Below are 16343 nucleotides of genomic sequence, written 5' to 3' on the forward strand. Positions count from 1 at the left end.
CTGCACGAAAATTCGTGTATCTTTGCGTCATATCGTGATATCGCACTGTTCGCCGACCGGCTGCGACCAGGTGGACAGGTGAGGAGTGATGTGATGTGACCACGCCCCCACTGGCAGGACTCAGGGTCGTCGACTTCTCCGAGGCGGTGCCCGGCCCCTTCTTCACCCACTGCCTCGCAGACCTCGGCGCGGACGTGACCAAAGTCGAGCGGCCGCAGCGTGATATCACCTTCAACCTCCAGCCGGCCGTCTGGCACGCGCTCAACGGAGCCAAGTCGGTGCACATCCTCGACCTCAAGAACGAAGACGACAAGAACAAAGCCCTCGAGCTGATCGAGGCGGCCGACGTGATGGTGGAGGGCTTCCGCCCCGGAGTCATGGACCGTCTCGGCCTCGGGTACGCCGAACTCGCAGACCGCCGGCCGGACCTCATCTATGTGTCGCTCTCGGGCTTCGGGCAGGAAGGGCCGTACGCCGACGTACCGGGCCACGACCTGAACTACCTCGCGGCATCGGGTCTGCTCGCCATCTCCGGCGATCGGGTGCCCGCCAATGCCGTCGGAGCCCCGATCGGTGATCTCGCCAGTTCCATGTACGCGGTGACGGCGACGCTCGCAGCCTACGTTCAGCGCCAGACGACTGGCCGTGGCCAGCACCTGGATGTGTCGATCGCAGACTGCCTGACACACTGGATGAACACGGTGGCGCCGAACCTGCGCGCGCGGGGCAGGGCCACGGTGGACGAGAGCCGCGCGCTGACGCTGGCCAAACCGGCCTACGGCGCCTTCGAGACCGCGGAAGGCGACTGGATCGCCGTCGCGGCACTGGAGGACAAGTTCTGGCGCGCGCTCGCCGACGAACTCGGTCTCGACGCCGACCTGCTGACCGCGACGCGCGCGGAGCGGACTGCGGCGAGCAGCGAGATCAACGACATGATCGGCGCCGCGGTCGCACTGCTCGGGACCGCGGAGGTGCTGCGCCGACTGCGCGACCGGGACGTCCCGGTCGCGCTCGTCGAATCACCGGTGACGGTAGCCGCAGCCGAGAACTCGCGCGTGCGTGGCCTGTTCGAGGAGCGAAGCGGCACCATCGTGGCGCGCTTCCCGGTTCGCCTGGCCGGGCTGGACGGGACCGAGTCCTGACGCGCCGCGCTCATCAGGTCCTGCGCGATCAGTGTGTCATCAACGCGGTTACTCCCCGGCTGCACCTGAGCGACAGCGAGCGAACAGCACGGTTTACTCCTCGGAGCCGAACACGGTGGCTCGGGCCTCCAGCACCTGGTCGATCAATGCTTGTTCGCTGCCGACGATCCGGTCGGTGGGACCGATGATGCCCAGCGCAGCGAACTCCAGGCCCATCCGACCCCACACCGCGATCGAACTCACGCCGACGGTTCCCTCGTCACGTGTGCCGAACCAGCCTCTCGGCGACGCCTTCTCGATGTCGGCCTCGATCTCCCTGGGATCGGTCAACGTGTTCGGAGTCAGCTTCGCCAATGGCTTCAGGCGCAGGAGCCGGCCTCGCTCCGCGGGTTCCATCGTCGCGAGGAGCGCTTTGCCCACCCCGGTTCCGTGGATCGAGAAGGTATCGCCGACGTGCACCATGTAGCGCAGTCGATGTTTTCCTTGCGCAGTGCCCACCACCCGGATCCGGTCCCCGTCGACGACGGCGAAGACCGCCGTCTCGGAGGTACGGGCCGCGAGGTGCCCGACGGCCTCCTCCGCGAACGCGCCGATCTGGTCGTTCTCGACGATCGACCGCGCCACCGTGAACAGACGGCCGGTCGGATAGAAGCGGCGAGTCGCAACCGTCCGTGTCACGTAACCGAGTTCCAGCAGCGTATTGAGCAGATCGGAGGTACTGCTCTCGGGTAGATCCAGCAGACGAGCGAGCTCGGACTTGGACATGGCACGCCGCTCGTTGGCGAAGGTCTCGAAAAGCGACATGGCACGTGCCGCAGCGGGAACGGTAGGCGAGGGTCGGCGTTGCTCGGTAGGGCTGACACGCTGCGTAGTTCTCGCCACCAATTCTCCTCGTCACTCTCAGCCCGACGCGTGCGTCTGCAGAGAATGGTAGCCGACCAGCCCCCTGGCAGCCCGCAACGACGACCCGGACTCCACCTCTCGGCGGATTCGTTCCTCGGCATCACGGATGTTGTTCGCCACGGCGACGACCTCCTCCACCCGGGCCATCGGAACGCTCACCACACCGTCCCCGTCGCCGACGAGCCAGTCGCCCGCTTCGACCCGCACACCCCCCACAGTGACCGGGTCGCCGGTGGCCTCCACCTGGACCCGATCCTTACCCGTCCGCATCCAGTTTCCCCGGGAGAAGATCGGATACGACAGCTCGAGCGCTCTGTCGACGTCACGACAGACCCCGTCGATCACCGTTCCCTCGACGCCGCGCTTACTGGCCGTCATGGTGAGAAGATCCCCCCACACCGTGGCGTCGAGCCGACCCTGGTTGTCGAGCACGACGACCCTGCCCGGCCCGATGTCGTCGATGTAATCGCCCACCGTTCCGGGATCCTCGCCGACCGGGCCGTATCGCAGCGTCCACGCCTGACCCACCAGCCGGAAACTCCGATCCAGTGGCATGATCCCCAGGCACTGCCCCGGAATCGCCAGCTTGTCCATGGCGTCACTCAGATCGGTGCAACTCAGGTCCGCGAGCGCCGCCGAGACGTCCTCGACCGACATCGTCATGCCCGTGCCTCCAGCATCGTTTCGTACTGTGCGCCCATCACCTCGGAGATGGGGTCTCCGTTGCGAATTCGCTCCGCCATCTGCTTCTCCTTGCCGACGATCTGTTCGGCTGCCCCGAGAACCCGATCCGCATCGGCAGCGGCGATGAACACCACGCCGCTGCCGTCGGCCACGACGAAATCGCCGGGATCGACGCGGACGCCGCAGATCGACACCGGAACGTTCCACGCCTCCTCGACCACACGTCCCCGCGCGGTGAGCGGCACTCCGTTGAGCCCGAAAATGGGCAGGCCCACCTCACGACTCTCGTCCACATCACGACAAGCGCCATCGATGATGACCCCTCGAACTCCTGCCGCAACCGCCGCGAGCGAGAGATTGCCACCCCAGCCAGAGACATCGGCACGGCCGCCGTGGTCGATCACGATCACGTCGCCGGGCCGGGCCGCCTCGATCGCGCTTGCGCCCAGGTGGCGGACCGACTTCTGCCCAGGCTGGGCCGGAACCAGCTTCACGGTGATGACGCGACCGCGGACGACATCGAGAGTGGTGAGCCGCTGCAGGCCCAGCGCTACGCCGGACGCGCCGAGCAGATCCAGAGCGTCGGAGACCGCGCACGCGTCGACACCCTCGAGTCGTGCGAGCACCGTTGGCGTACTACTCATCTGTGTCCTCCGATATGTAAGCCGTCGCTTCCAGCTGTACGCGCATGCCCGCCGGCAACTCCAGTTGCACCAAATGTCTTGCGGGACGTGATGACTCGTCCGGGAAGTGATGGGACCACGCATCGTTCAGGTGGGGGCGTACCGCACCGGACGCGGCGAAGACGTTGACGTGGACTACATCGTCCAGTCCGGCCCCCGCGGCTTCGAGCGCAACGCGAAGGTTCTCGAAGGCCAGCCTGACTTCTTCGCCCAGATCGGCCGGGAGCTGCTTCGTCTCACGGTCCCATCCCTGGATCGCCGCGGTCGCCACGAGAGGTCCGACGCGACTTGCGACCGGCGTCGGGTTCGTCCCGTGGTCGAGGCCGGCGACCTGAAAACTTCGACGAGTCACCGCGTGAGCCTCGGCATATCGTAGATTTCGAGCGAACGTTCGCCGGCCACGAGGCGCGCGAAGACGTGCGTTTCCTTCTCCTCGCGCCGAGCGCTCGCCCCCACCGCGTCCGCAACCGAGTCCTCGGCAAGGACGACGACACCGTCCGCATCGCCGACGACGAGGTCGCCTCGGCGCACGGTGACTTCACCGACGGTGATCGGTGTGCCGAGGGTGCCGTAGCCGATCGGATTCTTGACCGTGCCGCGGATGCACAGTCCCGACGAGAACACCGGAAAGCCCCGCTGCTCGAGCTGGACGGCGTCTCGGACACAGCCGTCGATCACCAGGCCCGCGATGCCGCGGGCGATCGCCGCGACCGCCATGACCTCGCCCCAATAACCGAAGTCACGCTCCGGCCCGACGCTTGCCACGATCACGTCACCGGGCACGCATTCGTAGATGGCACGGTGCAGCCAGAGGTTGTCGCCACCAGGGCCCGAGACCGGGTAAGCCCGCCCCGCGACCGACATGCCGGGTCGGACCGGGCCGATGTATCCGGGCAATGCCCCAGCCCGGCCCGCCGCCTCGTGCAGGGTCGCGGACGGGAACCGCGCGGCCTCCTTCAGCAGGGCGTCCGGAATCGGATCAGGCATCGCCGAGGGCCTCCTTCAGACGCGGGAACACTTCCAGAGCGTTGGTTTCGTAGATGTGCTCGCGGTCCTTGTCGGTAAGGAAATCGATGCGATCGATCGTGTACTTGAAGTCCTCGAACGATCGGCCCGTTCGGGGATCGATCGCTCCCCCACTGCCCGGCCGCTCGGTGCCGAACAGGGTTCGATCGGTCCCGACCGTCTTGAACAGGAGCTCGAGCGACTCCGCAGCGTGAACGTCGGTGTCGAAGTACAGCTGACGCAACGCATCGTCGAAAGAAGTCAGATCAGCCGGCGCGTCGGGCAGCGGCAGGCCGGCCGTCCCCGCCTTCTCCAGCTCGACGAAGTACTCCTTGATGTGCTTCTTCTTCGTGGCGAGGTCGAGCCACCAGTGCGCACGCCATCGGCCGATCTGGTACGGAATCGCACCGCCACCGTGGCTGACCATTACCTTCAGATCGGGAAAACGATCGAATACCTCCGAATGCACGAGCGAGGTCACCGCGAGGCTCTCCTCGCTGGAGAAATGCTCGTCGTAGGTTTCCCGGCCCCGGCAACCAGCGCTGTGGATGTGCGCCGGAACCTTCAGCTCCACCAGCTTGTCCCACAGCGGGTACCAGTAGGGGTCGGAAAGGCGTGGGGACCGTCCGCCTCCCTCGTCCGGGTCCGGATTGAGCAGGACTCCGACGAAACCCAGCTCACCCACGGCTCGTTCGAGTTCGTCGAACACGATCTCGATCGGCTCTCCGCTGACCTGCGGGAGCCCGGCGACACCACGCAGCCGCGTGGGGTGCTGGGACACGGCCCGGTGGATGAGGTCGTTCTGGAGTCCGATCCACAGTGCGACGTCCTCGGCAACGGGGTGCGAGTGCATGAGCACGAACGGCCTGGGCGAGATGAGCTGCACGTCGGTACCGACCTGGTCCATCAGCTTGACGCCCTTGGCCGCGCAGGCTGTGAGTTCGTCGTCGTCGACGTAGCGGTTGATGTACCACTGCTTGGAGTGCTGACCGTTGGAGGCTTGAAGCACGGTTCGGATCCCGAATACGGACGCCGGTGTGATGAGGTGGCCGTGGGCATCGATGATCATCGGTTATCTCTGTTCTCTTCTTTCCGCTATCGCCAGATCAGGAAGGCCAGACCGATTCCGGTACCGGCCGGTGTGCGGCGAACCGGGATGTAGTCGTCCTGGACGAGGGTGAGGTGGTTGACGGCGGCGCCGGTCATGATCCAGTTGAGGATCTCGGAGTTACCCGAGGTCAGGGAGTAGTGCGGCACGGTGCGCAACGCCTGCTCGTCCTTGTCCCGCAGGCCGTCGACAATCGCGCGATCCAGCCCCTCGTCGACGACGAAGTGGGTGAGACCGCCGGAAGCGACGACACCGACACGCAGTTGCGCCGGCATGGCCTCGACCGCCCGCTTGATCTGCAGACCGATGTCGTAACAGCGCGACGGGCGCGGAACGTTGGGCGGGAAGTAGGTGTTCAGCATGACCGGCACGAGCGGTACCGCGACGTCTCGCACGAGCCGGTCGATGACGAATCCGTAGGCATGGCCGAACCCCGCCCGGTGCGGATCGAGTACCTCGGAGGCGACCGCGACGTCCACGCCCTGCTCGATCAGCCCACCGATCACCGCGTCGGCGACATCCTGCCGCACGGGGTACGTGTGCACGGCGTCCATCAGGTAGCCGTGGTTCGCCTGGCGGTACCAGCCGGGCAGGTTCGAGTTGACCTCGTTCTTCGGATGCGTCACAACCTCCGGGCCGTTGAACACCGCGATGGCCGGCATATGGGCCTTGCTGAAGAGTTCCTCCTGGTCGTCACCGATGACGATCAGGGCGTCCAGGTCAGCCTCCGTGACGGCCGCGGCGAGCCGGTCGAGCGACTCCTGGGCCTGCTGTGCCTGCTTCTCGAAATTTCCGGGCCGCGCCTCGGCGGCGTACCGGCCACCGGACTCGGTCAGCAGCTCGTTATAGGTGATGACCCGCCCGTCCCGCAGATGGAGCTCGGTCTTGTGCAAGTCGTCTTGCGCTCGTTCCGCCCACATCGCTGCATCTATCGCCAGCAGTGGGCTGTGCGACGTGCCGATTCCGAGCACGATCTCGGCCATGGCTTACTCCATCTCCTGGGTTGATCAAGCGTCGAGTACCAAACGCGGCGACTTGCTGCCGGAGCAGCAGACGAAGATGACGTCGTTCGCTGCCTTCTCGGATTCGGTCAGGACGAGATCACGGTGATCCGGGATCCCCTCGAGCACGCCGGTCTCGCAGGTGCCGCAAATTCCCTCGGTGCACGAGAAGGGGACCTCGACCCCCGCGTCCTGCATTGTTTCCAGGATCGTTTTCCCGGGCCGCACCTCCAGAACGAGGTCGGATCGGCTCAGAACGATCTCGAATCCACCAGTCGTGTCCGCCTCGACGGCGCTGGTGAAGTACTCGACATGCACCGACTTCGCGTCGAGGTGGGACGTGGCGGTCTCGAACGCGGCGAGCATCGGCGCCGGTCCACAGCAGTAGACATGTGTACCGGGCCCCGCGCTGTGAACGATCGCGTCGATGTCCAGAACCCCGCCGTCCTCGGGGTCGACGTGGAGCGTGATCTCACCACAGCTCCCGCTGGCCAGGCGCTCCAACTCCCGACCGAACGCGATCAGCGAGCGCTCGCGGACCGCGTAGTAGAGATGCCACTTGCGCTGCAGTTCTTCCAGCCGGTGCGCCATGGCCAGCATCGGCGTGATTCCGATGCCGCCGGCGACGAGAATCGAGGTCTCCGCGGACTCGTCCAGCTCGAAGTTGTTCGACGGCTCGGAAACCTCGACCAGCATGCCTGGCCGGAGGTTGTCGTGGATCCACGACGACCCGCCCCGGCTGCCTGAGGTGCGGTGGACGCCAAGGATGTAGCGCCGATGGTCCAATGGGGAACCGGCCAGGGAGTAGCTGCGCACCAGCCCGTTCGGCAACGCGAGATCCACATGGGAGCCCGCGTCGAACGGCAGGAGCTCGCCTCGATCGGGATCGACCAATTCGTAGGACAGTATGTCGTCGGCTTCGAAACGGACAGCCTCGACTCGTAGTCTTCGAGTGTTCCTCGCGGCAGTCATCTCCGTCCACTCTCACTTTCGTCCATAGTCACTTCACCGCCCTCACGGGCCGATCGAAGCAGTGCCGTGGATACCCGTACGGTCTCCTTCGCGAAAGCACCGTCATGAATGGGCCACCGGCCCTGCCGCACGGCGCCGAAGAGTTCGTCGAGGACGTGCCCGCGCCCTGCCCACACGCCCAGCGGTACGCGTACCAGGTGCGCGCCGTCGGCGCCGTAGACCGCGACGCCCTCCGACACCGGCCGCAGGTCGGCTTCGGCGCAGGTGACCACGAGCTCACCGAAGTGCGGGTGCCGAGCCGGCTGCTGCACCCGGCGGTGCCCGTAGGCGTACTGGCTCCGTCTGGCCGACTGTTCCTGCGCTGTCGACAGCGCAGCCAACCTGCGCCGTGCGCCGCCGTGCGACGCGGCCTTGGCGCTGCCGCCCTCGCCTACCCAGCCGTACAACTCGTCGGTGTCGAAATGGTCGTAGCCGCTGTATACGAGTGATCCGGCGATACCGCCGTCGAACTCGATGAGCGCCGCGCAGGAGCCTGCGGCGCCCCGCCCGGGATCGAGCCGGCTCGCGATGGCACGCACCGACCGCACGGGGGCATCGACGATCGTGCGCAGGCAGTCCACCTGGTGCGGGACCTGGTTGAACCAGATTCCGCCGCCGCGCTGTTCGTCCAGTTCTGCGGCCAGGCGCGGCCGATAGAGAAAGTCGGTGAACGTCCAGCAGCAGATCATCCCCAGCGCGCCGTATCGTCGGGATCTCACGGCGTCAGCGATCCACGAGATCGCCGGGTCGAAGCCGTGGGTGTGCCCGACCACCAGGGTCACGCCCGCGGATGTCGCCGCGCGAATCATGTCATCGCAATCGGCGAGCGTCAGCGCCATCGGCTTCTCGACGATCACGTGCCGGCCCGTCGCGGCAGCGGCAACGGTCTGGTCGCGATGAAATCGGTGCGGAGAGGCAATGTAGACGGCCTCGACATCGGATAGCTTCCGCAGGTCGGCGATGTCGGCGACGGCCGGTAGCGCCTCATTGGTCTCGAAGGACGAGCGCAGCTCCGCCACTGGGTCGACGGCCGCGACCAACCGGAAGCCCGGGTGGGCCTTGATCACAGGGACCATCGCGCCGCCGGCCAACCCCAGGCCGACGACCGCGATTCCGATCGGCCGGCTCATGGGCCGACATGCGCCCCGGCAAGGCCGGGGGTCAGTTCGCCACCGAAGGCGTCCACGAACTCGTCGAAATTGTCGATCGGGGTCACCCTGCTGATGGCCCGGACGCGGAAGAGTTCGTCTCCGCGGCGTATGATTTCGGGCTCCTCGCCCCCCGCGAGCTTGTCCGCCATGTTGAGCAGAAACCTACGCGCCGCGACGACCGCGCGATCCGAGCTGACGAGGTGCTCGTGCGTGCGGTCGGCGATGCCGGTGTTGCCGGCCAGCGCCCTCGAGTTCTCGGCGAGCGCGCGGTCCTGGTCGTGGACGCCCCAGATCCCGGTGAAGTTCTGGGTTCGCTGCATCTCGCGGTCGACGAGGTAGTCGTTCTCCTTCGTGGCCAGCGGCACGAAGGTGTCGATGATGTAGTCGTCGGAGCAGACGAAGGCGCCCTTGCTCATCCGTGGCGGGAAGAGGGCGCCGCTGCCGTAGTAGTCCCGATGCTCGCTCTCGGGAATGGGCCCGTCGACGTGGTAGCCGAAGGTGAACACCGTGGTCAGGTTGTCGTCGATCGGAACCCATGCGCGACCGCCACCCTGGGTGAACTCGCCGGGCGCCCGCGGAATGAGGCTGAACATCGGGGCGATGAATTGTGTGACCCGCCACTGGTACGTGCCGTCGTCCAGGGATCGCCGGGCGCCGTACACCAAACCGTATTCGGTCTCCCGGAGTTCGATGTAGGGAGCCGCGTCGGCGGACATCTGGGATCCGGCGGCCTTCTGCCGCGAGTTCCCGCGGTCGAAGTCGCGGTGCAGCCAGCTGATGTGCGACGAATCGATCTCGCCCTCCAGCCCCTGCGACCAGTTCGTGCGCTGCAGCCAGCGCGCGGCGTAGACCTGTTCACCGGGCAGGTTCGCGTACTCCATCCCCGGCAGTGGCGGCCGCTTGTCCGCCGGACCCATGTAGATCCACACCACCCCGGCCCGCTCTTCGGTGGGGTAGGCCGTGATGCCGACGCGGGAGCGGATATCGGGCGCACCGACCTCGACGTTGGGCGTCTCGAGGCAGTTACCGTCCACGTCGAACTTCCAGCCGTGGTATGCACAGCGGAGTCCGCATTCCTCGTTCCGGCCGAAGAACAGCGGCGCCAGCCGGTGCGAGCAGTACGCGGAGACGATGCCGACCTTGCCGCTGGAATCGCGGAACGCGACCAGGTGCTCACCGAGGATCTTCAAGCGAACCGGTGGGCTGTCCGGCTCGCTCAGTTCCGCCGACGTCACTGCGGGCAGCCAGAACCGCCGGAACAGCTCACCCATCGCGGAGCCCGGTCCAACCCGTGACAATGATTCATTCGCCGAAGCGCGCAGCATCTTCCTTGCCTCCTGACCAGTGCCGTTGCCTACTCAGGCGCCGAACTTCCCTGGGACTTCGTTTCGGGGATCCTGTCGAAGGATCAGGTCCCAGAGCTCCTGCCCGGTCGGATGCTCCTGTTCCTCGAGGATGTGGCCCAGCAGCCCGGCGCAGCGGCCGATCAGGGCGAGTCCCCGGGCCATATGGGTGGGCAGATCCATGCTCAGGACCATCGCGCCGACCGCGCCCGCCGTGTTCACGACCAGCCGCCTGCGGTAGACGGAGTCGGTTGCCGCCTCGAGAGCGAGCAGCAGCCGCCACCAGAGGCCGAAAAACCCATTGCGTTCACTGACGGCCCGCAGTGCGGGGATGCGGGGATCCCCATGGACGTGGATGTTGTGGCCGAGCCCGTACATCGGACGTCGCTGCTCCCGCCGCTTGCGGGCGAAGGCCAGCGCGGCCTGTGCGATCTGCTCCTCGCTGGACTCGTCGGTCAATCCTCCGGCCGCGTCCTGCAGCATCTCGGCCGCGTTCTGCATGGCGCCGAGGAATACGCTCCCTGCGCCCAGCAGCCCGGCCGCGACCGCGGCTTGGGGCGCCTCGGGCGCTCCCATGTACGTCAGCCGGGCGGCGGTCGCGCTGGGCGTGAGCCCATGGTCGGTGACGGTCACGAGAATGGTGTTGATCATTTCCTTCTCGTTGCCGACCGGCATCCGCCCGAGCGTGACGAGAAGGATCATGTCGACGAAGTCGATCTGTCCGATCAGCTCATGGGCCAGATCGTGTCCGCGTACTGTGATGCGGTCGACCGTCGTGGTCCCGATCTCGGTGGAAATCATGCGGCGACCTCCTCGCCCTCTCCACGGACCAGCACCACGTCCAGGACGGTGACGCCCTGTCCGTCCGGATGGACTCGCACCGGGTTCATTTCGAGCTCCTGAATATCGTGATCCGCGACGACCAGGTCGGAGATCGCGATCAGCAGGTCGACGAGCGCCTCCACGTCGGAGCGGGCTCCGCCGCGCAGACCGTCGAGGATCGCCGAGCATCTGGTTTCGCCGACCATCCGCAACGCCGACTCGCGGGTCAGCGGAAGCAGGCGTCTGGAGACGTCGGCGAACAGCTCCACGTAGATCCCGCCGAGCCCGAAGGTCAGGACCGGGCCGAAGGTGGGGTCCTGCGTGACACCGATCAGGACGTCCACACCGTCGTCGGCGGCCGCCTCCACGAGGACGCCTTCGACGACCGCGGACGGCGCGGCTTCGGCGACCGCGGTGATGATCGACTTGTAGCCCTGCGCGACTGTGTCCTCGGTCAGCCCGACGACAACGCCGCCGACGTCCGACTTGTGTGTGATCTGAGCGCTGACCACCTTGAGGACCACGGATCCGCCGAGGTCACGCGCGATATCGGCGGCTTCCTCGGGCGTACGGGCCAGCTGTCCCCTGGGAACCGTGATGCCGTGTGCGGCAAGAAGTTCCTTACCCCGCACCTCGGTCGAGGTGCGGGCGTGCTTGCGGGGGCCCGGTCCGATCGGGCGCCACCCCTCGGCCGGACGTGAACCGGGCCAGTCCGCCCAGCGCCGCACCGCCGCGACTCCTCGCTCGATGCTGCCGATCGGGGTCATCCCGCCAGCGACCAGTTCGCGAAATCCGGCGCCCAGCCGATCACTCATCCAGATCGGGACGATCGGAGTTCGCGTCTGCTGTTGCGTCTCGACGATTGCTGCCGCGATACCGCCGGTGAGCTGGTCGTAATCACACGGGAACGGGTACACGACCACGCCGACGTTCGAGTCCTCGGCGGTCGCGAGCAGGCTCGCCGCGCCGATCTCGGGCCGGGTGAGAATGTCGGAGGTGGCGTCGACCGGATTATTGATCGCCGCGTACTCGGGCAGCGCGTCACCCAGCGCCGCCAGGGTCTGCTCGCCGAAGACGGCCAGATCCAGACCGGCGGCGCCAACGGCGTCCGCGGTCATGGCGCAGCCACCGCCGGAGAAGCCGTACACCGCCACCGATCCGGTGCCGGTCGGCCTTCGGCGAGCGAAGAGCGAGGCGGTGTCGATCAGCTGGTCGATGTCGTCGACTTCGACGACCCCGGCCTGCTTCAGCGCTGCCCGGTTGACCTCGACCGCGCCCGACAAGGAGCCCGTGTGCGACGCGACCGCGCGTGCACCGTACTCGCTTCGCCCGACCTTGAGTGCGATGACGGGCTTGTTCCGCTCGGCCGCGTACATCACCGCGTCCATGAAGTCCGGCCCGTTCTTGATCCCCTCCATCGCGGTCGCGATCGTCGTGAGGTCGTCGGCGTCCGCCATGTACCGGATGAAGTCCGCGACGGTCAGATCGACCTCGTTACCCGTGGAGGCCCACAGTCCGACACCGACGCCACGTTCCATGCCCTGCAGGAAGCAGCGGCCGATTCCGCCGCCCTGTGTCGCGAGCCCGATGGCCCCGGGATGTTGGTCGACCTGGAAGGACGGGGAGAACATCATGCCCAGGGGCTTGTTCAGATTGCACAGCCCGGGCGAGTTCGGCCCGTAGATCCGCATACCGCTGCCACGGCCGATGGCGAGCATCTCGCGTTCGGCGGCCTTTCCCGCGGCCCCCATCTCGCCGAAGCCGGAGGTGAACACGATCGCGAACTTGACACCTGCCTCGGCACACTCGCGCAGGACGCCGAGGGTGGCCGCAGCCGGCACAACGAGCATCGCGACATCGATCTCTCCGGGGACGTCCGCGATCGAGCCGAACGTGGTCCGACCGGCGATCTCCGGCTTCGACTTGCTGATCAGGTGGGCGTTGCCGTCGAACTTCGAGTGGACCAGGACGTTCTCCACGCTTCGAGCCCCCAGGCTGCCGGGGCGGTCGGAGGCTCCGATGATCGCAATGCTCCCGGGGTCCACCAGTGCCTTCAGATCGACCGTCACGCTCACTCCTCCATCACGTGCCATGCACGATATTTCGTATAATTCTACGAAATACTGTTTTTCTGTCAACCGCTGGCAGCGCGGCCCGTACGGCGGCCTCCGAGTCACGCGCGAGCAGGGCGCCGGCCGTCGGGTCATCGACGGCCAATTGCCCAAACGTGCAGCTACAGGCGGCGTTTCCGGCCCATGTCACGGTCCGGCAGTGGGCACAGTCATCGACAGTTGCAGACCCCTCGGGGAGTGGCTTTTTCCAACGCGCCAAAAGGATCACTTCTTTTCACAGTTTCGCTGTTAACCACGAAGGGTCGAAGCCAATAGAGCGCCTGGGACACGTCTCGCGGCAACGTGCTCACGTGGTCCACCCCGGCGCCGGCCCGTTCCGCCCAGGCCTCAGCGGGCTTTGAAGACGGGCGGGCGCTTCTCCGCGAAAGCCCGCCCGGCCTCGGCGAAGTCGTCGGTCAGATCGAGCCGTGACAACTGCATCTGCTCGTCGAGCTGCGTCGCGATCGGCACCCACTGCTTGCGGGTGACGCGCACCGCGTCCCGCGTCGCCAGCGGCGGGGCGGCCAGCACCTGCTCCGCGAGTGCCTCGGCGACCTCGAGGTGCTCACCGTCCGCGGCCAGGCGATTGGCCAGGCCGAGCCGGTGCAGCTCCGCCCCCTCGATTCGCCGGCCGGTGATGAGCATCTCGGAAGCGAGTTTGCCCGGCATGAAGGTTTTGATCTTCGCCCAGGTGCGAGATCCGGACATGCCGATCGTCGTCTCGGTGATCGCCATCCGGGTGCTTTCCGCGACGACGAGCAGGTCGCATTCGGCGGCCAGGTGCGCACCGCCACCCAGGGCGTATCCGTGCACGGCTGCGATGACCGGCTTGTAGTTGGCTGTCCTGCCCAGCCAGCCCTCACCACCAGTCCCGCGCAAGTGCTGCGCGCCGCCTACGTGTCCCTGACGCATCGCCTCGAGTGCGTGCTTGCGCCGGGCCTGGTCGTTCATGCGGAACCCCAGCGAGCTGTGCTCCTTGACGTCGATGCCGGCACAGAAGGACCGTCCCGCTCCGTGGATGATCAGCACCCAAAGCTCGTCGTCCAGATCGAACTCGAGCAGGGCGTTGCGCACCTCGGATTCCATGGTGTCGGTCAGCGCGTTGTGATGCTCGGGACGATTGAGCTTCAGGTACGCCAGACGGCCCTTGGACGTGAATTCGATTGTCTCGTATGTGGTCATGAGAGTTGCAGCCCAGCCTTCTCGTCGGTCTTCATTGGTTGTCCGCCGCGCTTGTTGCGCCGGCGACGGTCGACCTTGGCAAGGCGCCCGGGGTCGACAGCACCTCGTTCGTGCTCGCCCGCCGCGGGGTTCATTCCCCGATGCCGGGAAGTCCGTCATCCGCGGAGTCGAACTGCTGCCGATTCCGCGATATCGCTACGCCCGCGAAACCGCGAGAGACCGCGGCCCGCGCACTGTTTCAGCCGGCCAGTGGCATGACGGTCCGGCGCATCCGGCCGAATTCACGCGCGAAGCCGGCCGCGTAGAGGCCGACGACGGAGCCGTCTCGCATCGCCTTCACCAGGAACGTGTGCGCTGCGGGGTCCGAGTGCTCGAATACCAGTTCGGCGTCTCTGTGAGTTCCGACGCCCTGGATCTTGAGCCCGTACTGGTCGGTCCAGAAGTAGTCGGAGGCCGCGAACGGTGCGCGCTGGGCGTGCGGCAGCAGGACGTTCCGGCTGACGTGCCGGGCCTGATCGAGAGCGTTGAGCCACTGCTCGTTTCGCACGAGCCTGCCATCGGCGAGCCGGAACCGCGCCACGTCTCCGGCGGCCATGACGTCCGGGTCGGAGGTGGTCAGGGTCTCGTCGCAGACGACCCCGTCCGCAACGGCGAGTCCGGACCCGTCCAGCCAGCCGACGACCGGGCAGGCGCCGATGCCGGCGACCACGACGTCGGAGACCAGGACCTCGCCGGTACTCAGGACGACCCGCCACGCTTCCCGATCCGCTGCGGGCGGCACGATGTCGGCCGCGCGCACACCTGTGAGGACGCGAACGTCCTGCGCGCGATGCAGTGTTTCCGACAGGCCGCCGAGGTGAGCGCCGAGCGATCGCAGCATCAGTGTCGGGCCCGCTTCGATCAGCGTCACGTCGAGCCCGAGAGACCGGCAGGTGGCCGCGATCTCACACCCGATCAATCCGCCGCCGATCACGGTGACACTGCGGGAGTTCGCCAGGCGATCACGCAGATCGACGGCGTCGTCGATCGTCCGGAGAACCGGCGGCTGCCGCTGCGCATCGATTCCCGGCACGCATCGAGCGGTCGCCCCGGTGGCGATCACCGCGCGGTCGTAGGTGAGCACGTCATCCCCGATTACGATCTGGTGATCCGCGGGACGCAGGCAGACCGCACGACCGGTCTCGAACACGATGTCCTGCGCCGCGAGCTGCGCCTGCGAGGCGAAGGTGATCGCGCTCTGGTCGACCTCTCCCCTGATGAATCCCTTCGACAGGGGCGGGCGATCGTAGGCGAGATGGGTTTCCTCGCTCAGCAGAACAATGCGTCCGCCATACCCCTCCGCGCGCAGACCTTCGGCCGTCCGCAGGCCGGCCATGCCCGCGCCTACGATGACGACCGTGCTGATGTCCTGATTCGGCATCGTATTCCTTGTATTACTGTCGGGCGAGCGTGAGGACTTCCCCGCGCGTGTACTCGAGTCCCGGGAGCACTACTGCTCCTCCAGGCGCAGCGCCGTGACCGGACAGAATGCGACGGCGTCTTCGATGTCCGATCGCTCTTCCTCCGGCACGACACCGTCGTTGAGCACCTCGATCTTTCCGTTGTCGTCGAGGTCCAAGATGCTGCTGCCCAGACACGCGGCCGCACCGATGCAGCGCGCCTTATCCGCGACCAACTTCGCACCCATATGCTGTAAATCCCTTCGCGTCCATCCACCATCGACCGGGTCCCGCGGCTGCGCGGACTCGGCCGAACCGAGGCCGCCCATTGCCCTTATCCGTTCGATCCGACGGCTGGCGCGCCGAACTCGTCGAGGTCTGTGACATGCGCGTCCACCCGGAAGAACCTGATCGAGTCCCGGTCCATGAAGGACTCCTCGTCGGCGACGACGGCACGCTGGAATTCCGGATCGCTCGATGCCCTCGTAAAGGCCTCGTAGTCCTCGACCGTGTTGAACGAGGCAATCGTGATGACGTCGCAGTCGGGCAGCGACCCGTCGTCCCCGTCCAACTTCTGGATTTCGGTGCCCGGAATGACGTAGTTGCGCGTGTAGTCGGCCAGCCACTTGTACTTGTGGCCGGCAATCAGCCGGGCGTGGTGGTTCTCGTAGTGTTCGATGAATTCTTCGCGCGTAGTGCCGGGTTTGCGCCGGATGAGGGCGACGACCCGTACCGCGGGGGCGATCTGTGTCGACATG

At 66.6% G+C, this 16343-nt stretch carries 17 protein-coding genes; 1 reads left to right on the plus strand and 16 read right to left on the minus strand.

Annotated features, from left to right (window positions below):
• Window positions 1–95: 95 nt before the first annotated feature.
• Complete coding sequence (locus ACT86A_RS22465) at window positions 96–1142, plus strand: CaiB/BaiF CoA transferase family protein (protein ID WP_445094165.1); 1047 nt, start codon at window positions 96–98, stop codon at window positions 1140–1142.
• 93 nt (window positions 1143–1235) lie between these two features.
• Here ACT86A_RS22465 and ACT86A_RS22470 read toward each other — a convergent pair whose 3' ends face one another.
• From ACT86A_RS22470 to ACT86A_RS22545, 16 genes are all read right to left on the minus strand, one after another.
• Window positions 1236–2024, minus strand: coding sequence for an IclR family transcriptional regulator (locus ACT86A_RS22470; RefSeq protein ID WP_445094166.1), 789 nt, complete (start codon window positions 2022–2024; stop codon window positions 1236–1238).
• A gap of 18 nt (window positions 2025–2042) precedes the next feature.
• Window positions 2043–2708: an RraA family protein gene (locus ACT86A_RS22475; protein ID WP_445094167.1), complete on the minus strand. Its 666-nt coding sequence runs from the start codon at window positions 2706–2708 to the stop codon at window positions 2043–2045.
• The gene (locus ACT86A_RS22480) at window positions 2705–3373 is read right to left on the minus strand and encodes an RraA family protein (protein WP_445094168.1); all 669 of its coding nucleotides are present in this window, start codon (window positions 3371–3373) and stop codon (window positions 2705–2707) included. The genes ACT86A_RS22475 and ACT86A_RS22480 overlap by 4 nt, the downstream gene beginning before the upstream one ends.
• Window positions 3366–3764, minus strand: a complete 399-nt coding sequence (locus tag ACT86A_RS22485; RefSeq protein ID WP_445094169.1) for a RidA family protein — start codon at window positions 3762–3764, stop codon at window positions 3366–3368. The genes ACT86A_RS22480 and ACT86A_RS22485 overlap by 8 nt, the downstream gene beginning before the upstream one ends.
• The gene (locus ACT86A_RS22490; protein ID WP_445094170.1) at window positions 3761–4399 is read right to left on the minus strand and encodes an RraA family protein; all 639 of its coding nucleotides are present in this window, start codon (window positions 4397–4399) and stop codon (window positions 3761–3763) included. Before ACT86A_RS22490 ends, ACT86A_RS22485 begins: the two co-directional genes overlap by 4 nt.
• Window positions 4392–5486 (minus strand): amidohydrolase family protein, encoded by a 1095-nt coding sequence (locus ACT86A_RS22495; RefSeq protein ID WP_445094171.1) that lies wholly within the window; start codon window positions 5484–5486, stop codon window positions 4392–4394. Before ACT86A_RS22495 ends, ACT86A_RS22490 begins: the two co-directional genes overlap by 8 nt.
• Window positions 5487–5512: 26 nt before the next feature.
• Window positions 5513–6508: a DODA-type extradiol aromatic ring-opening family dioxygenase gene (locus ACT86A_RS22500; protein ID WP_445094172.1), complete on the minus strand. Its 996-nt coding sequence runs from the start codon at window positions 6506–6508 to the stop codon at window positions 5513–5515.
• Window positions 6509–6532: 24 nt separating this feature from the next.
• Window positions 6533–7498, minus strand: a complete 966-nt coding sequence (locus ACT86A_RS22505; RefSeq protein ID WP_445094173.1) for a PDR/VanB family oxidoreductase — start codon at window positions 7496–7498, stop codon at window positions 6533–6535.
• Entirely contained in the window at window positions 7495–8667 is a 1173-nt protein-coding gene (locus tag ACT86A_RS22510; protein ID WP_445094174.1) for a Gfo/Idh/MocA family oxidoreductase, read from the minus strand. The genes ACT86A_RS22505 and ACT86A_RS22510 overlap by 4 nt, the downstream gene beginning before the upstream one ends.
• Window positions 8664–9959, minus strand: coding sequence for a Rieske 2Fe-2S domain-containing protein (locus ACT86A_RS22515; RefSeq protein WP_445094175.1), 1296 nt, complete (start codon window positions 9957–9959; stop codon window positions 8664–8666). Before ACT86A_RS22515 ends, ACT86A_RS22510 begins: the two co-directional genes overlap by 4 nt.
• 87 nt (window positions 9960–10046) lie before the next feature.
• Window positions 10047–10832, minus strand: coding sequence for a citryl-CoA lyase (locus ACT86A_RS22520; protein ID WP_445094176.1), 786 nt, complete (start codon window positions 10830–10832; stop codon window positions 10047–10049).
• Window positions 10829–12922, minus strand: a complete 2094-nt coding sequence (locus ACT86A_RS22525; protein WP_445094177.1) for an acetate--CoA ligase family protein — start codon at window positions 12920–12922, stop codon at window positions 10829–10831. The genes ACT86A_RS22520 and ACT86A_RS22525 overlap by 4 nt, the downstream gene beginning before the upstream one ends.
• Window positions 12923–13312: 390 nt before the next feature.
• Complete coding sequence (locus ACT86A_RS22530; RefSeq protein ID WP_445094178.1) at window positions 13313–14146, minus strand: enoyl-CoA hydratase/isomerase family protein; 834 nt, start codon at window positions 14144–14146, stop codon at window positions 13313–13315.
• Between the two features lie 238 nt (window positions 14147–14384).
• Complete coding sequence (locus ACT86A_RS22535) at window positions 14385–15566, minus strand: NAD(P)/FAD-dependent oxidoreductase (RefSeq protein ID WP_445094179.1); 1182 nt, start codon at window positions 15564–15566, stop codon at window positions 14385–14387.
• Window positions 15567–15635: 69 nt separating this feature from the next.
• The gene (locus ACT86A_RS22540) at window positions 15636–15833 is read right to left on the minus strand and encodes a ferredoxin (RefSeq protein WP_445094180.1); all 198 of its coding nucleotides are present in this window, start codon (window positions 15831–15833) and stop codon (window positions 15636–15638) included.
• A gap of 86 nt (window positions 15834–15919) precedes the next feature.
• Entirely contained in the window at window positions 15920–16342 is a 423-nt protein-coding gene (locus ACT86A_RS22545) for an EthD domain-containing protein (protein ID WP_445094181.1), read from the minus strand.
• Window position 16343: the final 1 nt, after the last annotated feature.

Source organism: Nocardia glycosmidis (assembly GCF_052545115.1).